Origin of the sequence: Bacillus sp. FSL K6-2944, from assembly GCF_038005385.1 — a bacterium.
Classification (GTDB): domain Bacteria; phylum Bacillota; class Bacilli; order Bacillales; family Bacillaceae_G; genus Bacillus_A; species Bacillus_A cereus.
Map to the genome: position 1 here is coordinate 46005 of NZ_JBBOTE010000002.1, position 22216 is coordinate 68220.

Consider the following 22216-nt stretch of genomic DNA (forward strand, 5'->3'; position numbering starts at 1 on the left):
TCATTATTGGCTCAAAATAGGGGGTCTTTTAGACAACTTATTCTTTTTACTTTTAATATACATTCGATTGGTTCTCGCGATATTTGTTAATCTTTTAAAACATTGGCTTAGTAATACCGAGGGTTATTATAGATATATTAATCATGTAATTTGTCCATATCAAAATGAACGTTTTTTGCATTTAATATATTGTAAATATATTTTATTTTGGAAGGATGTGATTATATGGCTCATAAATCTACTGGAGTGTTTCGAGTTCCAGTTTCTGAAAATGGGATTATTCCAACTGCTCTCAACATTATGTTAAACAATGATTCACGCTGTCATACTAGTAATGTAACGGTAACTGTTAAGAGAAGTCGAAACACCTTTTTCCCAACTCAAAATGAATTAGTTGAAATCTCTCGTACTTTTGTTTCTTTAGAACCAAACAGAACAACTAAGATTGTGTTGTTTACTCCAGAATTCCAAGTAGAAGATTTCCTTGATGTCATCATTAGTGGAAATAGAGAGGATGTTAAGGATGTTCTTGTATATTCTTTCTTAGCAGATTCAGTAGGTCATAATCTGCCATCTACTGTTTTCAGAAATGCAGAATACACTTTTGCTTGCTGACACTGTGATAATGTATTCTTTACTGTCGTATATCTGAATTGAAATGTTGCAAACAGCACTTCAAGGCATATAATCTATCGTTGAAAGATCATTCGGCAGAGGAGCGGTAGTTGGTGAAAGAAGTTTAGGATATCCAGATGCAGGTGCACATATGCTTGGGGTTATCTTTACAGAAATTTTAGGTAGTTTGAAATAGAAATTAAAAGATCCCTTCTACCTTAAGGTGGAGGGGGTTTTTTAATATGTTTTTTGATATATATTGCTAAATATGTTCCCATAATTCATTCTATTGTATTGAAAATAATGTCATCTACATCAAAACAAACGGCTTATAAAAGGAACTAGTATTTGAGGTGGATTTATTAACGAATTTTATATAGCATGACTGAAAATGAGATAAATAAAACAATATTCCCTATTATGTTTTTAAAAATTAATTGAGCAGGTCCTTGTAAAAATAAAGAAAAGACACCTAAAGGTGCCTTTCGCCGACTTAAATTAATTTTAATATTATCGATCTAAGTTTAAAAGCTGTAGGGATTTTTTCTGTGGGTTTTGTAAGTAGTTTTTACGAAATTATGAGTGTTTTTTATTTTGTATTTCAATAAGTTCATCTGGTAGCATTTTTGTATAATATTCTTTTTCTGTTAGTTCAAATATAAATAATGCTTTTTTCCAGTTATAAATAACATCTTCTACATTATGTTGTTTCATTTTTAATAAACACTGACCTTTTAAATAGAATAGTTCACCTAGTAAGTATAAAGTATTTAGATTAATTGCTAATTTGATACCCTTATCAATATACTTTATTGCCTCTTCATGTTGATATGTGAAGTCGAAACATTTTGCTAAATTTAACATGAGTTTTAATTTAATTTCTTTATCTCTAGGAAAATCTAATTTATTAAAATTAGTTAAACATCTTTTGAATATATTAATACTTTTTTCATATTCTTTATTTTCTGCATAAAATATAGCCATTGTTTGCATAATATCTATTTCTCTTTCTGATAAAAAATCAGAATTAGTTAAAGTCAGTTTTAATGCATTATTTAAAAAATCTAAAGCAGTTTTTATTGATTTATCCACCATAAATATAGCAATTGCTTCATGCCACATTAGAAATTGTTTCTCATCTTTTGTTTGAAAATTATTTAAGTTTTTCTCTTTTTTTACTATTTCATAAAGTTCTTTATATTGTTTTTGCTTTAAGCAATCTTTTATTACGTATTTTACGTTTTCTACATATTTTAATCTTTTGTTTTGAGTTAGTGCAAATATGTTATTCGGATCAATACCAAGTCTTTCTGATAATTGATATAACAATATACTAGATGGATAAATCATACCTTTTTCAATCTTGCTAATTTGACTTTGTGAACATATTCCATGACATAATTCGGATTGTGATATATTTTTTTTAATTCTAAGTTCTTTAATGGTAATACCCAAATCGTTAAATTCCATTTTGCCACCTACTATTTAGCACTTTATTAATATAAGAACATTCTCTAACCTTAATGTAATGTAAAATTAATATAGTTGCAATTATTGTTTTAAAGGTTTTATCGTTTCTATAAGATGGTGAGATTTTTTTATGTACAAAAAAGACACCAAAAGGTGCCTTTCGCCGACTTGGACCACGTTCATTTAATATAAACCTATCTGTATTTTCACATGCTTCTCTAATCCCTCTATTTTACATTTGATAAAAAAAATCCTAATATTACCAATAATTAAATAAATATTTCTACATGTTCAAGATATTTACATAAATTACAAAAATGATACATTTAAGTTGTAAGCTATAAAAACTATTAAAGGGGGATTTATTATGTTCAAGAAATTAGTAGTAGGGCTATTGGCAACAGGTATTGCATTAACAGGAGGAATTGGGGCAGCTTCAGCTGATACGCAAAAAGCTGTGAGCTCTCCGAAGCAAGCAACATGCTCAATTCCTTATGAGTATTCTAATGGTAAATTCAAAAGAACTCTTTATTACTCAAATGGAGTATATGCTAATAGTTTTAATGAAAATGTTTGTGGCGGGACGATTACGTGGTACTTAAAACATGTTCAAAATGGAGTTGCTTTTTACGAAGGTAATTTAAAATAGTAGATTTTTTGAACCTCATTTATTGAGGTTCTTTTATTTTTAGTTTTTAAACTGATTCTCTATAAAAAAGACACCCTAAGGTGCCTTTTTGCGATTTGATCCATTGTAATATGGTATTGAATGCCAGTCCGATTATTATTTTACTATGTTAAGTAGTTTCGATTATTGAGAAAAAATACAACTCATTGTTTGAATGCAAAAAAGCCCTAGGGGGACTAGGACTTTTTGCTAGAATGAATAAGATTTAAAAAAGGACTTATATAACGTAACATATGAATGTTTCGTAAATGTATCAAAAAAATGAACAAAATAGTTATTTTAAATAAAAAGAGCTCCGCGATAAAAGTTGCGGAGCTTCATAAGGTCGAGTTATGTCGTACTCACAAGGGATTTTAACATGAATGTTGTGGTAAAAATACTGGTAAATTTATCCCGTAAAAGCCCGATTGGTTTAACTCATAATTAGTGGGGGATAAATAAAACTCCCACTGATTAAAGTTTCACTTCATTCGAAGGAATTCATGTTTTATAAATTAGATTATGAGAGTTGATATTCTCCATATTGACCAGAAAAGAACTAAAAATTCTAGTGAAATTCCAAGTGTTCGTTTCCTAGTTTTTTGAAATTCTTTTATTAAATAGCCAACAGCACTAATTGCTATAAGAATAAAAAGAATAAGTTCGAGTGTAACTGGCATTTTATCTACTCCTAATACATTGATTTGTTATATATAGATTATAGGATATTTTTACGGCTAGTGGTGAAAAAATTAATAAAACTATCTCTAATGGAGTTTTGTTTGAACTTCTAAAAGAATTTGTGAAAACCATTGTACGTAAAGTTTCTGCGTATGTTTTTAGGAAACAAATTTTAGACAAAGATAACAAAAAAACCACTCCTCATCGCCGTCGGAAGCAAAAGGGTGGGGTTTGTAAAAAATAAATGAGCCCTAATGAATATAATGTACAAAAGAAAAGACACCCAAAGGTGCTTTACCCCGACTTGATAACAACATTTTATGTATTAAAGGTCATCAAAAAATGTTGTATTTGAAACACGTGACGTTCCATTAATATATTATAAACTAAATGTGATTATATATTGAATATAAAATTTAGAAAGTTGGTGGGAATAATAAAATGCATAAAATCCTTATTAAAAAAGAAGCCCTAGGATTAGGGGGCTAGGGCTTCCTGTGTTGGTATATCTCGCACGACATTATAAAAAGAAAAGAACTTAATGAAGATAACAGAGAAATGTTTCGTAAATGTATCAAAAAAGTGAATAAAATAGTTATTTTAAAAAGAAGAGCAACTAGCAAAAATTAGATACTGATGTATAAGAAAAGAATAGATTAAATAATTTAATATAAAAAATACAAGATATGCAATATTGCATATCTTGTATTTCATATTACATTGAACCCAATCATGCCTTGAATAGAGAGGGTTTAAAAGAAATATAATAATCTAAATTGTTTACCAATTAATATGGTAAATTATAGATAAATAAAGAAATTTATGTTAATGTACTTATGGTAATATACTGTTAAAAAAAGGAAGAGGTGAAAAGTTTATATGTTTAAAAAAGGCGTATCATTGCTATTAATTCTCATTTTATCTATTTCTACATTTAGTATAGTAACTCACGCTGCTAGTAGTTCAGAATCTGTGAATCAATCATTCTATGGGTATAAGGAGCCATCTTTTAATTCAGCTAAAACAAATGGCGGATCAGAGTATGGTGCTCAAAATGTAGGAGTCGTGGAAAAAAGAGATAATGGCTGGTGGAAGATTGAAACATGGGAAGGTCCAGTTTGGATTAACTTAAATGGGGAAGAACGTGTCATGGGAGATTTCTATGGATATGATGAACCTTCTCTCTCATCAAAGGTTGCGAATGCTGGAGCGAAGTACGGGCGACAAACATTTAGAATAGTAGATGGAACAACAGATGGTTGGCTTAAATTTAAGACGTGGGAAGGCGAAAAATGGATGAATCCTGCGGCTGAACAAATTACCGTCAACAAAACGATTTATGCATATAATGAGCCTTCATTTAATGCAAAGAAAGCAAATTATGGAGCACCATTTAACCCACAAAATTGGGGAGTAGTAGAAAAAAAAGAAAATGGCTGGATGAAAGTAAGTACTTATGAAGGTTATAAGTGGATCAATCCAGATGGAGAAGAAAGATTCATAAACAAATCATTCTATGCGTATAACGAAGCCTCATTTAATGCAGCAAAAGCAAACGCTGGAGCATTATATAATCCGCAGAATTTTAGAGTTGTGGATGGGACAACCAGTGGATGGTTAAAGGTTAAAACATGGGAAGGCGAGAAATGGATGAATCTAGATGGAGAAGAAAGATTTATAAATAAATCTTTCTATGCGTATAATGAACCTTCATTTAGTTCAGGAAAAGCAAACGCTGGAGCATTATATAGTCCGCAGAATTTTAGAGTTGTGGATGGGACAACTAGTGGATGGTTGAAGATTAAAACATGGGAAGGCGACAAGTGGATTAATCTTAACCAAACAGATTCTGGTAATTCTGGAGTGGTTGACCTTGCTTTAAAACAATTAGGAAAACCATATGTATTTGGAAATAGTGGACCTAATTCATTTGATTGTAGCGGTTTTATTTATTATGTATTTAAAAATAATGGATACAATATTGGAAGAACAAGTGTAGCTGGATATTGGGGAATGGTTACAAAAATAAGTGATCCTCAACCAGGAGATTTAGTATTCTTACAGAATACATATAAAGCGGGTCCTTCTCATTTAGGAATATATTTAGGGAATGGTGAATATATTCATGCAGCTGACGAAACAACAGGTGTAATTAAAAGTAAGATAAATAGTTCATACACTCAAAAGCACTTCTTGGGGTATGCTAGATTTTCAAAATAATTAAATTGGATTCAATAAAAAGACAGTTATCTATGGATAGCTGTCTTTTTATTATTTGTGTTGACTTGACTACTTATATATATTCACAATCGAAACAACATAATATTAATACGGAAAAATATATTAATATGAATTTTTGCATATTTTAAAATTTAATATATCCCTCAAAAACTTTTAATTGTATAATATATTTTGTCATATTTTTAGATTTTTCGACATAAACCAACAAAAATAGAGAACGTATTGGGAGAAGACATTATGTATACAAAACTATTAAAATCAATTACATCATTATCACTTATTGGTGGTGCGTTGTTATATACAAATGGCAGCGATGTGAAAGCTGCTGAAGTGGGTGTTTTTTCTGATGTGCCGACATCACATTGGTCATATCCTGCGATTAAAGATTTAGCCAGTAAGAATATTATTTCCGGTTATGGGAATGGGATATTTGGTTTTGGAGATGTTGCGACAAGGGAGCAAGTTGCGGCTTTAATTTATCGAGTGTTAGTACCGAATAAACAAGGCGGTTCGTTTAGTAATGATGGAACTCGTTACGTATTAAAGGATGGGTCTACGTTTAAAAATCCTTACGGTGATATTAATCAAAGTTCTACAATGTTTCCAGAAGAGGTATTAACTTTAACGAATTTAGGAGTTTTTAAAGGTGATGAAAATGGCCAATTTAGACCGAAAGCTTCTGTGAGTCGTGCGGAAATGGCACAAATTCTTACAAATGCTTTCCATCTTGCGGCAAAACAAAAACATACCTTTAAGGATGTTCCAAATCCATTTTGGGCAGAAAACGCAATTAGTGCAGTGCAGTCAAATGGAATCGCAGATGGCACAGGGAACGGGAATTTTGAACCGTATGGCACAGTAACACGTGAACAGTATGCGCAGTTTTTATATAAAACTTTAAAATATAAAAATGCCGATGTGAAAGATACAGGAGATGCTGCATTATTAACAGCGTTTAAAGAGGAAGTACAAAAGCGTATTAATACATACGAGACAAATATTACCCTTCCATATAAAACGAAAAACAATAATACAAACGAAGTGATGAATACACTTTTTAACGCATATAAAGAAGTTGCAAGTAAAAATGAGTATACAAATAATAATAGATCGAATGTTTCATATGGACTTTCTGGATCACCTGGAAATTATACATTTACGCTTAAGATTACATATCGTGAAACGAAAGAACAGACGGAATATGTCATGAAACAAGCGAAAGCAATCGTTTCTTCTATTACTCAAGTTGGAATGGACGATCACGAAAAAGTGAAGGCGATTCATGATTACGTAGTAAAACATGTTTCTTATGATACGTCTTATAAAGCTTACACAGCATATGAAGCACTTGTAAATCGTTCTGCGGTTTGCCAAGGTTACGCACTATTAACGTATCAATTATTAAAAGAAGCAGGAATTGAAAATCATTTCGTGACAGGAACTGGGGACGGACAACCTCATGCTTGGAATTTAGTGAAAATCGAAAACAAATGGTATCATCTTGATACAACATTTGATGATCCGGTTCCAGATGAGCAGGGCCGCGTAACGTATTCGTATTTCAATTTATCAGATGAACAAATCGCAAGAAATCATGAGTGGAACCGCGGAGACTACCCGCAAGCTACAACGAATTAAAAAATAAAATGCAGCAACGCTATAGTGCAAAACCAGAGAAAATTGAAGTGCTATACAAGCAATCAATGAATGGTGCACTGCAAGATGTGAAAAAGGCAATTGGTGAAATCGATTATCCGCAAGGGGCAAATCGAGTTTCTTATAAAGCGGAGCCTTACAATGCGAAAGAAGGGTATTCTTTAGTGACGATTACGTTTACGTATTAAAAGCAACCTAGATCCTATGGGATCTAGGTTGTTTTTTTATTATTCTTCGACAAAACATGACAATATATAGATACATTCTTTGCTACTATGAGATGAGAAATCTTACATTAAAAAACTGTTTAAAATAACTAATGCAGATAGGCGGAAAAAAATGAACCGAAAGTTACTAATGGCTTTAACATGCGGTACATTGCTTATGGGAATGGCTGCTTGTAGCTCAAATGAGAAGACTACAACTGAATCAAAACCTAAACAAGAAGAAAAGGTTCAGGAAAAACCGAAAGTTCAAACCATTCAAAAGCAGCAAAAAGATAGTTATGTAGTAAGTGAAGATGAACTCTCTAAAGCGGCACAGTCGATTGGTGAAATCCAAAACGAGCAAACTATAAATGATATGATGATACATATGTCTTTACAAAAACTCACATTCAATGGGAATAATCTTCATGTTTCCGGTACCCGTGATGTAGGGCGATTTCAAATGACGAAAGAAAACATTCAATACTTAAAAAACAACTTAAATGTTATTAATAATGATGAAAGATCAAAATATGAATCTATTCTGAACAAATGGTATGATGGAGAGTTCGAATCTGTAGTTAAAGACTTTGAAGAAATTCATTATTTAAGTTCAGGAAAAAAGCAAAGTATGGAGGGATCTAAACTAGCTAAAAAAATTGATAGTGATGAAAAAGAATTTATTCTCCATTTCTTTGGTCAAGAAGGATTAGATATCCATAATAAAGAGTGGAAACAGGGCGAGTTATAGAAGTAAAACTGAATTTCTCTTCACTAGGAAGTACAATGTTTTATGGAACAAAAAAATAATGAAATTTCCTTAAATATAGTCCCATCGGGAGGTTGTCTATACTGAGATTCAATAGATACACAGTAATGCTTATTTTTCTAGCCATTGGCACAAATGCTGCATTATCTATGTGGATTAAGCAGGGACTTTTAGGTGTCATCAATGCTATTATTTTCTTGTTAACCGCTGCACGGACTACAAAATGAACTAATACAGAAGATTAGCATAAATAAAACATTGTATTTCTCAATAAACAAAACAACTTAACGTGGTAAAATAATAGTTGGACGGGAGTCCAATACATATTATTAAAATTAAGATGGTTCAAGTCGGAGGAAGGCACCTTAGGGTGTCTATTCTTTTTTATAAAAAGAAATTTGTACGTTTAGACGCATTTTAAATACAAAATAACCGATTCCTTATACGTTAAGAAACCGGTTATTTATTTTCCTACTTTTTTAGAGGGCTTTTTCTTATAATGGTCTTAAATCATAAATAAAAGATAGAGTAAAAACTATATACGAAATAAATGTAACGAAAACAAGAAAACATATAAACTGAGAATTAGATACATATTGTTCTATTCTTTTTTTCATGTTAATTCGTATTATTTTTCAAATGTGAAGTATCAATTGGAATTTGAGCTTTCCAAGATCCATTTACTTTTCCAATTCTAGTTATATTTACGTCTAAAGTAAGAGGCTGTTTAAAAACGTCTTTTTCTTCATTAGTTATAACAAATGTAGCAACACCTTCGGGTCTATCATTATCACGGATGCCTATTTTATCTAACTTTTGACCTGCTGCCACAAGTTCAAAAGGAAGACGATCATCTGCATCATGGATAAATGATAGTCTCCCATCATGTTTAATCTCAGGGTTTTCCTCTTGTTGTCCATTAATTATACCATCACTTTGGAGATCTAATCCTGATGTATCAAATTCAAATGGTACTAAACTTCCGTCAGCTTTTTCCATTCTATAATGAACTGATATACGTGAATCTGCGATAAATAATTCTTTGAGATGTACAGTAATACCTTGATCTGTAATTTTTTCATCAATAGGAATATATTTACCATTCTTCATCATATCTTGTGTGATACCATTTTCATCTTTTATTCCTTCATTTACAACTTTATCATTTGTAATTGCATCAGAAAAATATGAAGCGACATTTGTAGCCGCCACTTGTACTTGTGGAATCATTGCTGTTGTGAAAAGTGCAGCTGCAGCTACTGCTGTATAAATGAAACATTTTGATTTTTTACTCATGTTTGTAAAGATGCCTTTCTTTTGTTGTTTTTTGTAATTTATATTAGAAACGTTGTCTAACTTGGAACGACTTTCAAATGTTTTCCATGCTTGTTCTATATCAATTTTGATTTCTTGTGGTGAATTTGCAGATTCTTCATCTAGCATTACGTTTTCCCATTGATTTAATTTACTAATTTCTACTAATAAATCTTGGCATGCTTCACATGTATCTAGGTGCTTTGTAAATTCCTTTCTTATATCATGAGAAAGTTCTCCATCAATATATGTTTGAATAAACCCGATATCATAACATTTCATTTGTTATGCCTCCTCTATTTGTTTATAAATCTTGCGGAATTTCATTTTGGCTCGGACTAATAATGTTCCTATAGAAGATATTTCAATTTGAAGTACTTCTGCAATTTCTTTATATTGAAAACCAGAGAATTTCATTAGTAAAAGGGTTCGTTCTCGATCATTCATTTTATTTAGTGTCGTTTGGACCTTTGTAATTTCTTCTTTTCTTATCCAATCATCGTCTAATGATGATACATTTTGTACTTCATGGTATTGTATTTCCTTATCAATCTTCGCTTGCTGCCTTTTTTCAAATCGAAAATGGTTATAAGCTACATAAGTAGAAGATTTAATCAACCATCCAGGTATATTTTTAATTCCTTTCCAATCGCTACGATATAATTGTAAAAATACTTCTTGTGCTAACTCTTCAGCGATAGATTGATCTTTAACAATCCATATAATCTGTTTCACAGCATAAGCATAGTACTGCTTAAATAAATCTTCAAAGGTCATATTAGAAGCATGACTTTCTTCATTTTCTATGGTTAACATGTTCGTTTAAACCTCACTTTCAATTTGATACCTGTATTATAGAGAAACCAGAAAAACGGATTTTGTGACAGTTTTTCTGGATATTTTTTTATATTTTTTATCTCGCATTAACGGGTAGTAAGACCCCCACCTCAAAATTCAGCGGAAGCAAAGAAGTTAGGTGGGGGGCGGGCTGACCGTAAAAGCCCGATTGGTGTGAGCTAATAATCAGTGGTCGATGAACCCCCCACTGATTAAAGTTTCACTTTATTATGTACTAAAAAAGCATTCATCTGATTAAAAAGATAAATGAAAACATAAAAACTATAATTCTTGCAGTAGTTGTCTATTAATGTACAAAAAACAGTTAGTTTGTTGCCAAATTGTATCTAAACGTACGATTTTCTTTTTTCTAAATGAGAGTCTTGCCTTAAAGAAGATAAAAATTCAATGGATAATTACCATGAATATATAGATAAAGTTCATCCATATATTTGTAGAAAGGAGGCATTCAAATGAAGAGACATGATAATAAGGTTGGTCACTTTACATCTGAAAAAGGAAAGGAAGACTTTCAAATTGCCTACGATGAATCAATGGCACTCCTTCCAAAACCTAACGATACGAAAAATATAAAAACGAAATATGGCACAATTCGTGCTTATTATTTTACTAAAGAGGAAAACAAACATAAGGAACCAATACTCTTACTCCCTGGACGTGGTGCATCTACTCCAATGTGGGTACCTAATTTAGAAGGTCTAAGAGAAAAAAGGCCTGTTTATACGATAGATTTACTAGGTGAACCTGGGATGAGTGTGCAAACGAAGGTGATTGAAAATCAAAAACAACAAGCAGAATGGTTAAATGAAGTAATTGAAGGATTAGGTTTAGAAAGAGTGCATATCGTAGGTGTCTCCATTGGAGGGTGGACAACAATGAACTTGGCCAGATATAATCCTGAGCATATTGCTACGGCTAGTTTATTAGATCCAGTCTTTGTATTTGCGCAAATATCCATAAAAATGATTCTGGCATCTATTCCAGCTTCTGTTCCTATTGTCCCTAAGTTTTTAAGAGAAAAGATGTTAAGCTATGTTTCTGGAGGAGCAGAAGCAAGTGACGATGAGCCTATCGCTAAGTTAATCGAGTCGGGTATGCGTAACTATAAACTGAAAACGCCAGCGCCTGATTTATTTAGTAAAGAAGACTTAAAAAATATTGATATTCCAGTGCTTGCACTTATAGCTGAAAAAAGTACAATGCACAATTCGGTAAAAGCAGTTGAAACTGGAAAAAAATACGTTAAAGATATTGATATAGTTAATTGGAAAAATGCATCTCACGCAATCAATGGTGAGTTCTCTAACGAAGTTAATGCTAGGATCCTTGATTTTGTAGAAAAACATTCTAATGATAACTAAGTTGAAAGTGGAAAATATGTTGTCATAACAACTTCATCTCTATATAGCTATTTAGGGGATTTAGCTCATTTTTTATTTTGGCATATTTTAATTCTGCTATTTTCATGAATATGTATAATTACATAAAATTTCAGTGAAAAAGAGAGTATACTTTCATATTGTGTAATAAAGATAAAGCCCGCCTACGGAAATAGGCGGGCTTTTTTTACTTATAAAGAAAAGACAACCTTTAAGGTGTCTTCCTTCGATTTGAAACATTTTACTAGGTTAAGTTTTTGTGATAATAAACTCTTTTAATTGGAATGAACCTACGCAGTACATCACTTTATTCTTAAGCATCATTCTCAACAAAAGTGAAGATTTTCATTATCTTTTTAACTACAAAGGGTAATAATTTAGAAGCTAAAAATGCAAGTATGAAAGCAATTCCCCATGTTTTTATCCATGATTTGAGAAATAAAGCTGTATATCCAACATTCATTGAAACCATGACGAAAGAGATAATGCTAGATATGCCTAAAATCATAAAGATATTAAAAATTAATGGTTCAAATTTTTTATTGATTTTCAAAATTAACACCTATTTTCTATATATGCTTTGCTGCCCGATTTCACTAACATCTAATCTTACAGTTTGAAATCTAGGTTGTCCAGTTTGTTTTACTTTGCTGCAATAGCAATTATTGAGATGTTTATTAGTTTGTCTGGAATAGGATCTCCTGTTATTGCTATCCAGCTAAGATTTTAAGTCCGTACCTAAATGAACACTTTATATTTTTTATAGTATCGAAGTTCATTTTGGGGGCGAATGTAATACTACATCATTAAAGTATTAGTTACAATTGAATCTCTGCGCACATAACCATCAAATTAAGCTTAAAAATAAAATAAACTTGCATTTACATAAACGAAGAAATTCTTAAAATATGTGTTTTCATTAAAAATAAGCATACGAAATAGACCCTAGCGGGTTTCATTTTTTTACTTATGCAGCTTTCTTTTGCTTTCTCAATCCACTATTTTCATAGATAACACCCATGATATCTAAGACAGTCTTCTTCTCATATCGATGAGATTTCCGCCCGTTGTTCTGTAGAAGGTATAACAAGCGAATCAGCAGATTTGTAATCTCTAGGAGTCCTTTTTGTATGACTTGATATAAGAGAAATGGATGATCTTGTATCATACCTATCGCTTTATATTCAATTAGTTTTTTTTAGAATTTGGCGCATTTTAAACATTGTAGAGGAACATAGGTAAATAGTGATTATATTTCTATATAGTTGGCACTCTAATCGCTCCTGTTTTACATTACGATAATGGTCTGTTTCGAATTTGTAGTTTTCTGTTATTTTTTGGGAGACTGTATTGGATATATATGCTAATATAAGTTGGTGATTATACAGAAAACTGAAAAAATGGAGGTAATTATGAAAACTTTCATATATATGGTGAGACACGGGGATTCACCAAAGTTTGGAAAAGAAAAAACAAGAGGATTAACTGAAAAAGGAAAATTAGATGTTCAACGAATAACGGATGCATTACAAGGTGAGGGAATCGACGTTGTTATCTCAAGTCCATACAATCGTTCAATTCTAACTGTTCAGCAGTTAGCAAAGCAAATAGGACAAGAAGTTTTAGTATTTGAGGACTTAAAAGAGAGGATTTTTATTGCTGAAGAGGAACGAATTTCGGATAAAGAATTATTCCCTTTGATAAAAAAGTCATTCTTAGCCCCCGACTTTGCTTTAATGGGGGGAGAGTCTAATGTCGACTGTCAGAAACGTGCTATAAAAGTCTTAAAAGAATTATTAAACACCTATCGAGGACAGAAAGTAGTCTTAGGCACTCATGGAGCTATAATGACTTTGATGATGGGGTATTATGACAGTAAGTATGACTTGAATTTTTTACTACAGACATCAAAACCAGATATATATAGGATGGAATTCAATGGACAGGAATTGGTGGAGGTTAAAAGATTGTGGGAAATTTCATAGATTGAATTTATTCATCCATTGCTTCTCCCAATGACGTGTATTATAAAAAATAGGGTTACTGCGGTAACTCTTTTTCTTATGGAACTAATGGGGGATTGAGTTCAACAATCTAAAAATTTCGGTTCCTTAGCGCACAAAATTCACGTTTTGTTCTTGCTATCCCGAGATGAAATGGGAGGGAATGTTTTTTGGGCAAGATACTTTTAAAGTTATTTTTTAAATCAATCTTATTTTTTTTCTTATGCAGTATTGTTGTTTATTCTATATTTCAGATTATTTTTGTCTTGAGTGTTTCGACAGGATTAGGGAGGGATGATATAGTCGGATTTTCTGATAATAAGTATGTAATTGGCCGTCCACCTGTTAGCTATAATTTATATAAAAAAGATAGTGGAAAAACTATATTAGATAATGTTATTGGTTATAAAAAGGGGAAAACCAAAAGCTATGTTCGGAATGAAGTTGAATTTGTAGTGATAGATGAGATAAAGGGTAGCTATGAACTGTATAAAATACAAAATGCTTCAGAAAAGGATATAGAACGGCTGAAGGAAATGAAGAAATTAGAATAATAGAGACTATCTGAAAGGTAAAGAAGCACACTTGCTATTGTTAGATCTAAAAAATGGTTTAGACTGATAACTGAGTTTTGTTTCATGAAAAGAGTCATTATTAAAATAAAGTATTAGGGGTTCAGTCCCATTGTCATCAAGCTAAAATTTTATCGTACCTCCAGAACGAAATTTTGTGCTAACTTATAATAAAAAAGCTCATTTTCTCGTTTTGGGGTAATTCTGAATTCTTAAGTTGATAAGCATGGCCTCTGCACATTGCATGGGGCTTTTTCATGAAGAAAGGACACTCACGTGAGTGTCCTTTCGATAGTTTTTAGCAGAAGCAAGCAGCTCCAACGATGATTAATAAAATGAACAATACAACTAATAAAGCAAATCCTCCAGCGAAGCCACAGCCACCACAACTACCACCAAAGCCCATAACAGTTCCTCCTTTTAATAGGAAGGGAAAACCAAGGGGTCACTCATGTGTTTTAACGGATTCCATTTACTTTATGCTTTTACGAATGAATGGAGCGGGTCCTTTTCAAAATAGATTTATCCCGCTATTTGTCGGGGAGTAAGACCTCGATTGATGAGGGCAGAATAAAGTTGCACTTTATTCTTAGAAGGAATTCAAAGGCAAAATAGGAGAGTCTATATCATTCTTTAAAAGCGAATAAATGAAAAATAAAATATCTAATAATATAGATAGAAATCCGCTTTTATACCTTTCAATAAAAGAATAATAGCATTATATATTATAAGGAATACTTGTCCTTAATTGTAAATGAAAGGGGGGAATTGGTATGAGTTATGGCTATGGTCACCCTCCAAAAAAATGCTTTGAACATCATAATGAAACTTTATCAACGGGTGTATTACGTAGACATTCCGCTACGTTATTTCTTACTGTTGAAGCTATGAATGTTGATCCAGATGATACTCGTAGAGTAACAGTTGAAATGTTTGATTGGTCATCGGGTTCTCCGGTATTGTTACCATTAATAGACCCTTCAACACAAACATTGCCACCTAATCGATATGTTACTTTTCGTTCAGCAGCTCTTCCTCCAGCACTCTTTGCTTATGAAGTAAGAATCATTCGTCCGAAAGATAGAGATGTTGTTACAAATGTTTTTGGTCTTAGTGCAATCGTATTTAACCCACAAGAAGGAAATAATGTTTTACAACATGATTTAGCAAAATTAGACCTTAAATAGATTTTATAAAGGTCTATTTATTGAGCATGATTAAACAAAAGAGTAGGGTGTAATCCTACTCTTTTTTTAACGTTAACTAGAATTTTAAAAGAAATCCTTCATCATTTTAGCATCTTTAATATTTACTATCACACCTTCTACCTTATCTTTCTTCTCATCTTTAGCAATTGTAATTTGTTCCTTATTATCAACCCAAACAAGAAATTCTTCTTTTGCGTCATCTTTATATGTAACGGTAATAGTAGAATGTGCAGATTCTCTCTTTTTTTGATCTAAAGTGATAGTTTTAGGTGTTCCATTTTGAACGGCTGAAACGATAGATTTTATCATTTCTTTATTATCTGTTTGAGATTTGGAAGTAGTATGATTTGTTGTTTTTAGTATTTCAATGTCTGAAATATTTGCGGAGTTTAATTGAAAGGTATATTGTGTATGTTCTTGCTTAACTTGTGAAGCTTTATCTGTAGCCGAGGTGCTTGTACAACCTATTAAAGTGAAAGATAGAGCGGTTAGTGCGCATATAGATATGATTTTTTTCATAGTATCCCTCCTTAAGATTAATTATAACAATTTTCTGTTAATTTAGGTAGTTATTGTAAGGGGAAGATGTTTTAAAGTGGTAAATGATGTTGTTCATTTTCTATTAAAATTAAAATTCACATAATTTTTTTCATATTTTATGTTTAACATTTCGAAAATAGGTGTACTACATATAATATAACAAATAATTCATTTTAAAGGAGGAAGTTAAAGATGGAAACGAAGTATAGTAAACCTTTTGTATATGAATTTATTACGGAGAAAGAGGTCATGAATGCGGCGAATGATCTAGTGAAGAAAGGAATAGAACAAAAAGATATTTACGTGTTAACACATGAGAAAGAGAGGACAGATAGAATCGCAGATAATGCAGACGTGAACACGATTGGAATAAAAGAGGAAGGACTTGGGACAAGCATTATTAATGTCTTTCAAAAAACGGGAGATCAGTTAAGAAATAAGATGCAGGAGTTAGGGCTTAATGAGGAAGAAGCAAACTTCTACGAAGAAAAGCTAGATGAAGGGAAGATCTTGTTATTCGTTAAAGATTTAGAAAGAGTCGGTGAATGGTTACACGAAAGAAGATGCATGTATTCTATTTAAATTTGTATCCTGTAAATCTATAAATCTATTACGAAAAGGAGATGGGAAATATGAGTGAGAGCGGACTAAAAGAACAAATTACTGGTAAAGTGGAAAAGACAAAGGGACAAGTAAAAGAAGGAATTGGTGAAGTTACAGAAGATAGAAAGTTGAAAAATGAAGGGAAGTGGGAGAAGACGAAGGGAACGATAAAAGAAAAAGTCGGAAAAGTGAAACAAAAGATAAGTGATGGATTGGATAATAAAGAATAATACATGTTTATCAAGCTTTGGTTACATACCAAAGCTTGATAAATACAATATAAAACGAATATAGGAGGGTTAATTGTGGGACTTATTATTACGTGTATTGTAGGTGGACTTATTGGTGCGTTAGCTGGAATGATTACGGGAAAAGACTTTCCTTTAGGTGTAGTTGGTAATGTGATTGCCGGATTAATCGGATCTTGGGTAGGTAGTGCGTTATTTGGTCATTGGGGTCCTGAATGGGGAGGCATCTTTATTCTTCCAGCGTTATTAGGTGCAATTGTCTTTATTTTAATCGTTACATTCTTCTCTAGAATGCTACGGAAAGCGTAAGTATGATAATGAATGGTAATCTTAAGTTTATTATATATATTTATAAAGTAAATAGAATGATAAATATACATAAAAAAGCATCCAATTAAACTAATTTGGATGCTTTTTTAATGTAATCTACATAGGAATGAGTGGAGGATGAAGAACCCCCACTCATTGAAATTACAATTTCTATTATGTATTAAACCATCGTTACTTTTTTACAAATATTTATTCTTACGACCTGCCTTGGTTCTATATGAGGTAAGTCCTCGCTATTACCTATATCCACTACAATTGTATTCGTTAGTATATTAATAATGGAACCAACTAATTTTGTAGCATGATCGTGTCGATAAGAAAATTGAACGAAATCTCCCTTTTTAAAGTTGTGCTCTTCCATAGATAGATCCCCCTAAAAATAATGTTTATACATTATACATACACAGATTTATAAGGTTTAAACATTCGGTAGTATTTTTTTAAGTGTTAAGTCAAGAAAGGTGTAGAAAATTTATTTATAATGAAAATAAAAAAATATGTTTAAAACTAATTTTTATGGGTAATTAACATAGTAGTAGTTCGAGATAAGGGGGCGGAAATGATGAATTTGGCAATAAATATTTTGCAAAATAATGTAGATTATACGGTACAACTTAATGGTGAAATTGATGCGTATACGGCATCAGATTTGAAAAATAAGATTATGCCTATTGCAAGCGAAAAAGAGGTTCAGATTGTAGTAGATTTTCATAACGTAGATTATATGGATAGCACCGGTTTAGGTGTTTTTATAGCGCTATTAAAAGCGGTTAAGAAAAATGATGGAAAACTAGAGTTTATCGGTGTATCTAAAAGGTTAAAAAGATTATTTGATATTACAGGGTTAACAGAAATATTAAATTTGAATTCCGATTTTGAAAAAGTAGAAAGAAGGTGACTAGGGATGATGGAGAGATTTGAAAAGATAGAAATGAAAATTCCTGCAAAGGCAGAATATGTGGCTATTATTCGTTTAACAATGGCTGGTGTTGCGAATCGAATGGGCTTTGCTTATGACGATATAGAAGATATGAAAATTGCTATTAGTGAAGCATGTACAAATATTGTACAACATGCATATAAAGAAGACGTTGGAGAAATTGCAATTGTCTTTGGACTATATGAAAATCGATTAGAAATTATGGTTGCGGATAATGGGGTTAGCTTTGATTTTAATAACTTAAAAAGGAAAGTTGGTCCGTATGATATTAGTAAACCAGTAGAACATTTGCCGGAAAATGGCTTAGGTTTATATTTAATTAATACGTTAATGGATGATATACAAATCATGCATGATGAGGGCATGACAGTTTTAATGACAAAATATATACAAAGAGAGCAGGTGGAGAATGATGGAAATCCAATCTCAACCTACGAATCTTACTAAAGAAGACGTTATTAAACTAATTGCAGACTTCCAACAAAACCAATGTGATGAAGCGCAGGAAAGGTTAGTTGAGCATTATAAAAATCTTGTCTATTCCATTGCATATCGCTATTCAAAAGGCGGACCGATGCATGAGGATATTATACAAGTAGGCATGTTAGGGCTCTTAGGCGCAATAAGAAGGTATGATTATTCGATAGGGAATGCCTTTGAGCCTTTTGCAATACCTACAATAGTAGGCGAAATAAAGAAGTATTTACGTGATAAAACTTGGGGCATTCACGTTCCAAGGCGAATTAAAGATTTAGGCGGAAAAATTAAACTTGCGATAGAGGAGTTAACAGATCATCTGCAACGTTCACCGAAGATAATAGAAATTGCAAATCATTTAGGACTATCGGAAGAGGAAGTTCTAGAGATTATGGATGCGAAAAATAATTATCGAGTATCTTCCTTAGATGATGTAGTTGAAAATTCATCTGATGGAAGTTCGGTAGCGAGAATTGAATCTGTAGGTGAAGTAGAGCAAGGATATGAAGAGACAGAAAGGCATCTCGTTTTAAAGGATATTTTTAACGTATTAAATGATACGGAAAAGAGTGTTATTCATTATATATTTGGAGAAAATTTAAATCAAAAAGATACAGGGGAACGGTTAGGTATTTCACAAATGCACGTTTCTCGTATTAAAAGACAAGCGATAAGTAAATTGAAGCAAGCCGCATTTTTAGATACATAAAAAATTTAAAATAATGATGTTTAAAACATGAGAAAAGGGGTACTTATTAAGTATAGGAGGAGATATGAAAATGTCACACGATGTGAAAGAACTAATCGAAGGATTGAATGAAGATTTAGCAGGAGAATACGCAGCAATTATTATGTATAACCATAATGCAGCTACAGTTTCTGGTATATATAGACAAGTGTTAAAGCCTTTCTTTGAATCTGAAATTAGTGATGAACAAGGACATGCCCTATATTTAGCGGAGAAAATTAAGACGCTAGGTGGTACACCTACTACGATCCCTTTACCAGTGAAACAAGTAGAAGATGTTAGAGAAATGTTAGAATCCGCTAGACAATCAGAATATGAAACAATTAAGCGTTATGAAACGAGAAAAGAACAGGCAGCGAAATTAAATATGACAGAGTTAGTTGTAAAACTAGAAGATATGATTGCCGATGAAACAAATCATATGGAAGAATTAGATCGTCTTTTAAATGACAAAGCAATGGTATTAAATTAATAGTGGAAATTTATAGAATGAAAGAACAAACTCTCATTTCTGGGGGTTTGTTCTTTTGCTGTATAAAAATTATGTTAGAGTAGGAAATTTTCATTTTGTAACTGAGTATGCAATACTAGAAAAATAGAAAATGATAATAGATTTACATTTTAAATAAGAAAAGGGGAAATAACTTGTGTCCATTTTAATTGTCGATGATAATCCGGTTAACATCTTTGTAATTGAAAAAATTTTAAAACAAGCCGGATATCAGGATCTTGTATCGCTGAATTCTGCACAAGAGCTTTTCGAATACATTCAATTTGGAGAAGATTCTTCCAGGTATAATGAAATTGATTTAATACTATTAGATATTATGATGCCTGAAATTGATGGACTTGAAGTTTGTAGGCGATTACAAAAAGAGGAGAAGTTTAAAGATATTCCTATTATTTTTGTTACAGCTTTAGAGGATGCAAATAAATTGGCCGAAGCTCTTGATATGGGGGCAATGGATTATATTACGAAACCTATAAATAAAGTTGAATTATTAGCACGTATGCGTGTAGCGTTACGCTTGAAATCAGAATTAAATTGGCATAAAGAACAAGAAGAAAATCTTCGGAATGAACTAGATTTAGCTACGCAAGTACAAAGAAACTTATTAAGTAGCCCATTAAGAGAAGATCATATAAAAATTGAAGCAAGTTACTTACCTTCATTTAAACTAGCTGGAGATATGTATTATTGGTATAAAATCGATGAAAATCGCTACGGTATTATATTATTAGATGTGATGGGACATGGTGTATCTGCTTCATTAGTTTGTATGTTTATTTCGTCTGTATTACGTGAAACAATTAAATGTTTAATTGATCCAGAACTCGTTATTAAAGAATTAAATAAATATATGACCCTTTTACATAATGAAAATGATAATATTCCTTATTATTTTACGGCGATATACTTAGTTGTTAATACAGAAGATAGAACAGTTGAATATGTAAATGCAGGGCATCCTTCTGGATATGTTTTAGTTGATGAAACAAATGTAGTTGAACTAGATCGCGGGAGTTGTGCCGTAGGATTTTTTGATGAAATAAAAGTTAAAAAGACAGTTATACCTTTTGAGAAGAACGCTCAAATATTATTGTTTACAGATGGTGTTCTTGAAGCAATTGCAAATGATGAATTTGAGTCTGAAGAGAAATTACGTACTTTTACAGAAAGAAAATGGGGAGATTTAGAAGGCGAGATAGAAGGGTTTTACAAGGAAGAACAAAAGAAAACGCAATCAGATGATATGTGTCTCATTATGATACAAACGAATGCGAAATAAAAAGCGTATGAAATCCAAACAGAGGATTTCATACGCTTTTTATTGTATTTTTTGATAAATTTGTTCACTAGGATTAAATTGAGTATAATGCGGCATTATATTTGAAAAACGAAGAGTTTCTTTATTCCCTAAACATAGAAAACCATTGTGACCTAAGCTTTCATAAAATAGTTGCTGCACTTGATTTTGAAGTTTACTTGTAAAGTAAATTAAAACGTTACGACAAAGTATAATATGAAACTCGTTAAAAGATTGATCGGTTACTAAATTATGCTGTGCAAAAATAATGTTTTGTAAAAGTGATGGATTAAAATAAGCAAAACGATTATCTGTTGAATAATAGTTAGAAAATGCTTGTGTACCGCCAGCTTGTAAATAGTTTTTCGTATAAGTTTGCATTTTATTTAACGGGAGGATACCTTGTTTTGCTTTTTCTAACACATTTGTATTCATATCTGTTGCGTAAATAACCGACTTTTCACTTAATCCTTCTTCGTGAAGTAAGATGGACATTGATAATACTTCTTCACCAGTTGCGCATCCAGCATGCCAAATTCTAATTTCGGGATGCTTTTTTAATTCAGGAATAACATGCTCTCTAAGCGCTTTAAAAAAGGCAGGGTTACGGAACATCTCAGTTACATTAATTGAGAAATCATTTAATAACTGTTCTAAAACCCCTTCCTCGTGAATTACTTTTTCAATTAATTTTGAAATGGTTGGGATATTAGAGAGCTGCATTCGATTACAAATCCTTCTATAAATAGATGTGCGAGCATATTGGCGAAAATCAAATCCTGATAGTTTAAATACCGCTTCCAATAGTAATTCAATTTCTAAGTTCGTGCGCTCATCCGTATCTACTGATGGATCAAAATTATAATACTTATTTTCCACTCCA

25 protein-coding genes and 2 pseudogenes are annotated in these 22216 nt (G+C 31.9%); 18 read left to right on the plus strand and 9 right to left on the minus strand.

Annotated features, from left to right (window positions below):
* The first annotated feature begins 225 nt into the window (after positions 1 to 225).
* Both MHH55_RS21235 and MHH55_RS21240 read left to right on the plus strand, forming a co-directional pair.
* Complete coding sequence (locus MHH55_RS21235; RefSeq protein WP_000940664.1) at positions 226 to 615, plus strand: hypothetical protein; 390 nt, start codon at positions 226 to 228, stop codon at positions 613 to 615.
* A 76-nt stretch (positions 616 to 691) separates the two neighbouring features.
* Positions 692 to 811, plus strand: a complete 120-nt coding sequence (locus MHH55_RS21240; protein ID WP_071740898.1) for a DAK2 domain-containing protein — start codon at positions 692 to 694, stop codon at positions 809 to 811.
* A 380-nt stretch (positions 812 to 1191) separates the two neighbouring features.
* On the opposite strand, the gene MHH55_RS21245 is transcribed toward MHH55_RS21240, so the two are convergent.
* Complete coding sequence (locus tag MHH55_RS21245; RefSeq protein ID WP_000395467.1) at positions 1192 to 2085, minus strand: helix-turn-helix domain-containing protein; 894 nt, start codon at positions 2083 to 2085, stop codon at positions 1192 to 1194.
* 367 nt (positions 2086 to 2452) lie between these two features.
* Between MHH55_RS21245 and MHH55_RS21250 the strand changes: the two genes are divergently transcribed.
* The 4 genes and pseudogenes from MHH55_RS21250 to MHH55_RS21265 all read left to right on the plus strand — a co-directional run bounded on the left by MHH55_RS21250 (position 2453) and on the right by MHH55_RS21265 (position 8287).
* A complete protein-coding gene (locus MHH55_RS21250; RefSeq protein WP_000473837.1) occupies positions 2453 to 2734 on the plus strand; it encodes an LCI fold-containing protein in 282 nt (93 codons plus the stop codon).
* A gap of 1578 nt (positions 2735 to 4312) precedes the next feature.
* A complete protein-coding gene (locus tag MHH55_RS21255) occupies positions 4313 to 5653 on the plus strand; it encodes a C40 family peptidase (RefSeq protein ID WP_078187054.1) in 1341 nt (446 codons plus the stop codon).
* Positions 5654 to 5911: 258 nt separating this feature from the next.
* Positions 5912 to 7518 (plus strand): annotated as a pseudogene (locus MHH55_RS21260) (S-layer homology domain-containing protein).
* 151 nt (positions 7519 to 7669) lie between these two features.
* The gene (locus MHH55_RS21265) at positions 7670 to 8287 is read left to right on the plus strand and encodes a DUF6241 domain-containing protein (protein ID WP_001080425.1); all 618 of its coding nucleotides are present in this window, start codon (positions 7670 to 7672) and stop codon (positions 8285 to 8287) included.
* A gap of 636 nt (positions 8288 to 8923) precedes the next feature.
* Here MHH55_RS21265 and MHH55_RS21270 read toward each other — a convergent pair.
* On the minus strand, positions 8924 to 9901 hold the full coding sequence (locus tag MHH55_RS21270) for a DUF4179 domain-containing protein (protein WP_000650420.1): 978 nt from the start codon (positions 9899 to 9901) through the stop codon (positions 8924 to 8926).
* A 3-nt stretch (positions 9902 to 9904) separates the two neighbouring features.
* Positions 9905 to 10435, minus strand: a complete 531-nt coding sequence (locus MHH55_RS21275) for an RNA polymerase sigma factor SigX (protein WP_000955512.1) — start codon at positions 10433 to 10435, stop codon at positions 9905 to 9907.
* A 494-nt stretch (positions 10436 to 10929) separates the two neighbouring features.
* Here MHH55_RS21275 and MHH55_RS21280 point away from each other — a divergent pair, with 494 nt between their 5' ends.
* On the plus strand, positions 10930 to 11838 hold the full coding sequence (locus tag MHH55_RS21280; RefSeq protein WP_000820345.1) for an alpha/beta fold hydrolase: 909 nt from the start codon (positions 10930 to 10932) through the stop codon (positions 11836 to 11838).
* Positions 11839 to 12169: 331 nt separating this feature from the next.
* On the opposite strand, the gene MHH55_RS21285 is transcribed toward MHH55_RS21280, so the two are convergent.
* Together MHH55_RS21285 and MHH55_RS21290 are read right to left on the minus strand one after the other, a co-directional pair.
* Positions 12170 to 12409 carry a DUF2798 domain-containing protein gene (locus MHH55_RS21285; RefSeq protein ID WP_000700223.1) on the minus strand — a complete coding sequence of 80 codons (240 nt, stop codon included), beginning with the start codon at positions 12407 to 12409 and terminating at the stop codon, positions 12170 to 12172.
* Positions 12410 to 12823: 414 nt separating this feature from the next.
* Positions 12824 to 13172: pseudogene (locus MHH55_RS21290) on the minus strand (IS4 family transposase); the annotation flags it as partial.
* 96 nt (positions 13173 to 13268) lie between these two features.
* Here MHH55_RS21290 and MHH55_RS21295 point away from each other — a divergent pair.
* Both MHH55_RS21295 and MHH55_RS21300 read left to right on the plus strand, forming a co-directional pair.
* Positions 13269 to 13841 (plus strand): histidine phosphatase family protein, encoded by a 573-nt coding sequence (locus tag MHH55_RS21295; RefSeq protein ID WP_016125602.1) that lies wholly within the window; start codon positions 13269 to 13271, stop codon positions 13839 to 13841.
* Positions 13842 to 14029: 188 nt separating this feature from the next.
* Positions 14030 to 14413 carry a hypothetical protein gene (locus tag MHH55_RS21300; protein ID WP_016125603.1) on the plus strand — a complete coding sequence of 128 codons (384 nt, stop codon included), beginning with the start codon at positions 14030 to 14032 and terminating at the stop codon, positions 14411 to 14413.
* A 316-nt stretch (positions 14414 to 14729) separates the two neighbouring features.
* Here the strand turns inward: MHH55_RS21300 and MHH55_RS21305 are convergent, their stop codons facing one another.
* Entirely contained in the window at positions 14730 to 14837 is a 108-nt protein-coding gene (locus MHH55_RS21305) for a YjcZ family sporulation protein (RefSeq protein ID WP_000505670.1), read from the minus strand.
* A gap of 367 nt (positions 14838 to 15204) precedes the next feature.
* Between MHH55_RS21305 and MHH55_RS21310 the strand changes: the two genes are divergently transcribed.
* Positions 15205 to 15618, plus strand: a complete 414-nt coding sequence (locus MHH55_RS21310) for a hypothetical protein (protein WP_000120217.1) — start codon at positions 15205 to 15207, stop codon at positions 15616 to 15618.
* 84 nt (positions 15619 to 15702) lie between these two features.
* Here MHH55_RS21310 and MHH55_RS21315 read toward each other — a convergent pair whose 3' ends face one another.
* On the minus strand, positions 15703 to 16158 hold the full coding sequence (locus MHH55_RS21315; protein ID WP_048538035.1) for a hypothetical protein: 456 nt from the start codon (positions 16156 to 16158) through the stop codon (positions 15703 to 15705).
* Positions 16159 to 16371: 213 nt separating this feature from the next.
* Between MHH55_RS21315 and MHH55_RS21320 the strand changes: the two genes are divergently transcribed.
* The 3 genes from MHH55_RS21320 to MHH55_RS21330 all read left to right on the plus strand — a co-directional run bounded on the left by MHH55_RS21320 (position 16372) and on the right by MHH55_RS21330 (position 17339).
* On the plus strand, positions 16372 to 16761 hold the full coding sequence (locus tag MHH55_RS21320) for a general stress protein (RefSeq protein ID WP_016125605.1): 390 nt from the start codon (positions 16372 to 16374) through the stop codon (positions 16759 to 16761).
* A 50-nt stretch (positions 16762 to 16811) separates the two neighbouring features.
* Positions 16812 to 17012 carry a CsbD family protein gene (locus MHH55_RS21325; RefSeq protein ID WP_017656869.1) on the plus strand — a complete coding sequence of 67 codons (201 nt, stop codon included), beginning with the start codon at positions 16812 to 16814 and terminating at the stop codon, positions 17010 to 17012.
* A gap of 75 nt (positions 17013 to 17087) precedes the next feature.
* On the plus strand, positions 17088 to 17339 hold the full coding sequence (locus tag MHH55_RS21330; RefSeq protein ID WP_017656868.1) for a GlsB/YeaQ/YmgE family stress response membrane protein: 252 nt from the start codon (positions 17088 to 17090) through the stop codon (positions 17337 to 17339).
* A gap of 181 nt (positions 17340 to 17520) precedes the next feature.
* Here MHH55_RS21330 and MHH55_RS21335 read toward each other — a convergent pair whose 3' ends face one another.
* Positions 17521 to 17721 (minus strand): hypothetical protein, encoded by a 201-nt coding sequence (locus MHH55_RS21335; protein WP_017656867.1) that lies wholly within the window; start codon positions 17719 to 17721, stop codon positions 17521 to 17523.
* Positions 17722 to 17919: 198 nt separating this feature from the next.
* Here MHH55_RS21335 and rsbV point away from each other — a divergent pair, with 198 nt between their 5' ends.
* From rsbV to MHH55_RS21360, 5 genes are all read left to right on the plus strand, one after another.
* On the plus strand, positions 17920 to 18258 hold the full coding sequence (gene rsbV / locus MHH55_RS21340; RefSeq protein WP_002164612.1) for an anti sigma b factor antagonist RsbV: 339 nt from the start codon (positions 17920 to 17922) through the stop codon (positions 18256 to 18258).
* Between the two features lie 6 nt (positions 18259 to 18264).
* The gene (gene rsbW / locus MHH55_RS21345) at positions 18265 to 18747 is read left to right on the plus strand and encodes an anti-sigma B factor RsbW (RefSeq protein WP_000970576.1); all 483 of its coding nucleotides are present in this window, start codon (positions 18265 to 18267) and stop codon (positions 18745 to 18747) included.
* Positions 18710 to 19486, plus strand: coding sequence for an RNA polymerase sigma factor SigB (gene sigB, locus MHH55_RS21350; protein WP_078187055.1), 777 nt, complete (start codon positions 18710 to 18712; stop codon positions 19484 to 19486). The genes rsbW and sigB overlap by 38 nt, the downstream gene beginning before the upstream one ends.
* A gap of 70 nt (positions 19487 to 19556) precedes the next feature.
* Complete coding sequence (locus MHH55_RS21355; RefSeq protein ID WP_000017741.1) at positions 19557 to 19997, plus strand: ferritin-like domain-containing protein; 441 nt, start codon at positions 19557 to 19559, stop codon at positions 19995 to 19997.
* Between the two features lie 175 nt (positions 19998 to 20172).
* Entirely contained in the window at positions 20173 to 21315 is a 1143-nt protein-coding gene (locus MHH55_RS21360; protein ID WP_071740564.1) for a fused response regulator/phosphatase, read from the plus strand.
* Between the two features lie 39 nt (positions 21316 to 21354).
* Here the strand turns inward: MHH55_RS21360 and MHH55_RS21365 are convergent, their stop codons facing one another.
* A complete protein-coding gene (locus MHH55_RS21365; protein WP_000429036.1) occupies positions 21355 to 22212 on the minus strand; it encodes a CheR family methyltransferase in 858 nt (285 codons plus the stop codon).
* Between the last annotated feature and the right edge of the window lie 4 nt (positions 22213 to 22216).

Bases quoted from the DNA above. Each gene is read 5' to 3' on its own strand.
- MHH55_RS21235 (WP_000940664.1), top strand. From the start codon at position 226: ATGGCTCATAAATCTACTGGAGTGTTTCGAGTTCCAGTTTCTGAAAAT.
- MHH55_RS21245 (WP_000395467.1), bottom strand. From the start codon at position 2,085: ATGGAATTTAACGATTTGGGTATTACCATTAAAGAACTTAGAATTAAA.
- MHH55_RS21250 (WP_000473837.1), top strand. From the start codon at position 2,453: ATGTTCAAGAAATTAGTAGTAGGGCTATTGGCAACAGGTATTGCATTA.
- MHH55_RS21255 (WP_078187054.1), top strand. From the start codon at position 4,313: ATGTTTAAAAAAGGCGTATCATTGCTATTAATTCTCATTTTATCTATT.
- MHH55_RS21265 (WP_001080425.1), top strand. From the start codon at position 7,670: ATGAACCGAAAGTTACTAATGGCTTTAACATGCGGTACATTGCTTATG.
- MHH55_RS21270 (WP_000650420.1), bottom strand. From the start codon at position 9,901: ATGAAATGTTATGATATCGGGTTTATTCAAACATATATTGATGGAGAA.
- MHH55_RS21275 (WP_000955512.1), bottom strand. From the start codon at position 10,435: ATGTTAACCATAGAAAATGAAGAAAGTCATGCTTCTAATATGACCTTT.
- MHH55_RS21280 (WP_000820345.1), top strand. From the start codon at position 10,930: ATGAAGAGACATGATAATAAGGTTGGTCACTTTACATCTGAAAAAGGA.
- MHH55_RS21295 (WP_016125602.1), top strand. From the start codon at position 13,269: ATGAAAACTTTCATATATATGGTGAGACACGGGGATTCACCAAAGTTT.
- MHH55_RS21305 (WP_000505670.1), bottom strand. From the start codon at position 14,837: ATGGGCTTTGGTGGTAGTTGTGGTGGCTGTGGCTTCGCTGGAGGATTT.
- MHH55_RS21310 (WP_000120217.1), top strand. From the start codon at position 15,205: ATGAGTTATGGCTATGGTCACCCTCCAAAAAAATGCTTTGAACATCAT.
- MHH55_RS21315 (WP_048538035.1), bottom strand. From the start codon at position 16,158: ATGAAAAAAATCATATCTATATGCGCACTAACCGCTCTATCTTTCACT.
- MHH55_RS21320 (WP_016125605.1), top strand. From the start codon at position 16,372: ATGGAAACGAAGTATAGTAAACCTTTTGTATATGAATTTATTACGGAG.
- MHH55_RS21325 (WP_017656869.1), top strand. From the start codon at position 16,812: ATGAGTGAGAGCGGACTAAAAGAACAAATTACTGGTAAAGTGGAAAAG.
- MHH55_RS21335 (WP_017656867.1), bottom strand. From the start codon at position 17,721: ATGGAAGAGCACAACTTTAAAAAGGGAGATTTCGTTCAATTTTCTTAT.
- rsbV (WP_002164612.1), top strand. From the start codon at position 17,920: ATGATGAATTTGGCAATAAATATTTTGCAAAATAATGTAGATTATACG.
- rsbW (WP_000970576.1), top strand. From the start codon at position 18,265: ATGATGGAGAGATTTGAAAAGATAGAAATGAAAATTCCTGCAAAGGCA.
- sigB (WP_078187055.1), top strand. From the start codon at position 18,710: ATGATGGAAATCCAATCTCAACCTACGAATCTTACTAAAGAAGACGTT.
- MHH55_RS21355 (WP_000017741.1), top strand. From the start codon at position 19,557: ATGTCACACGATGTGAAAGAACTAATCGAAGGATTGAATGAAGATTTA.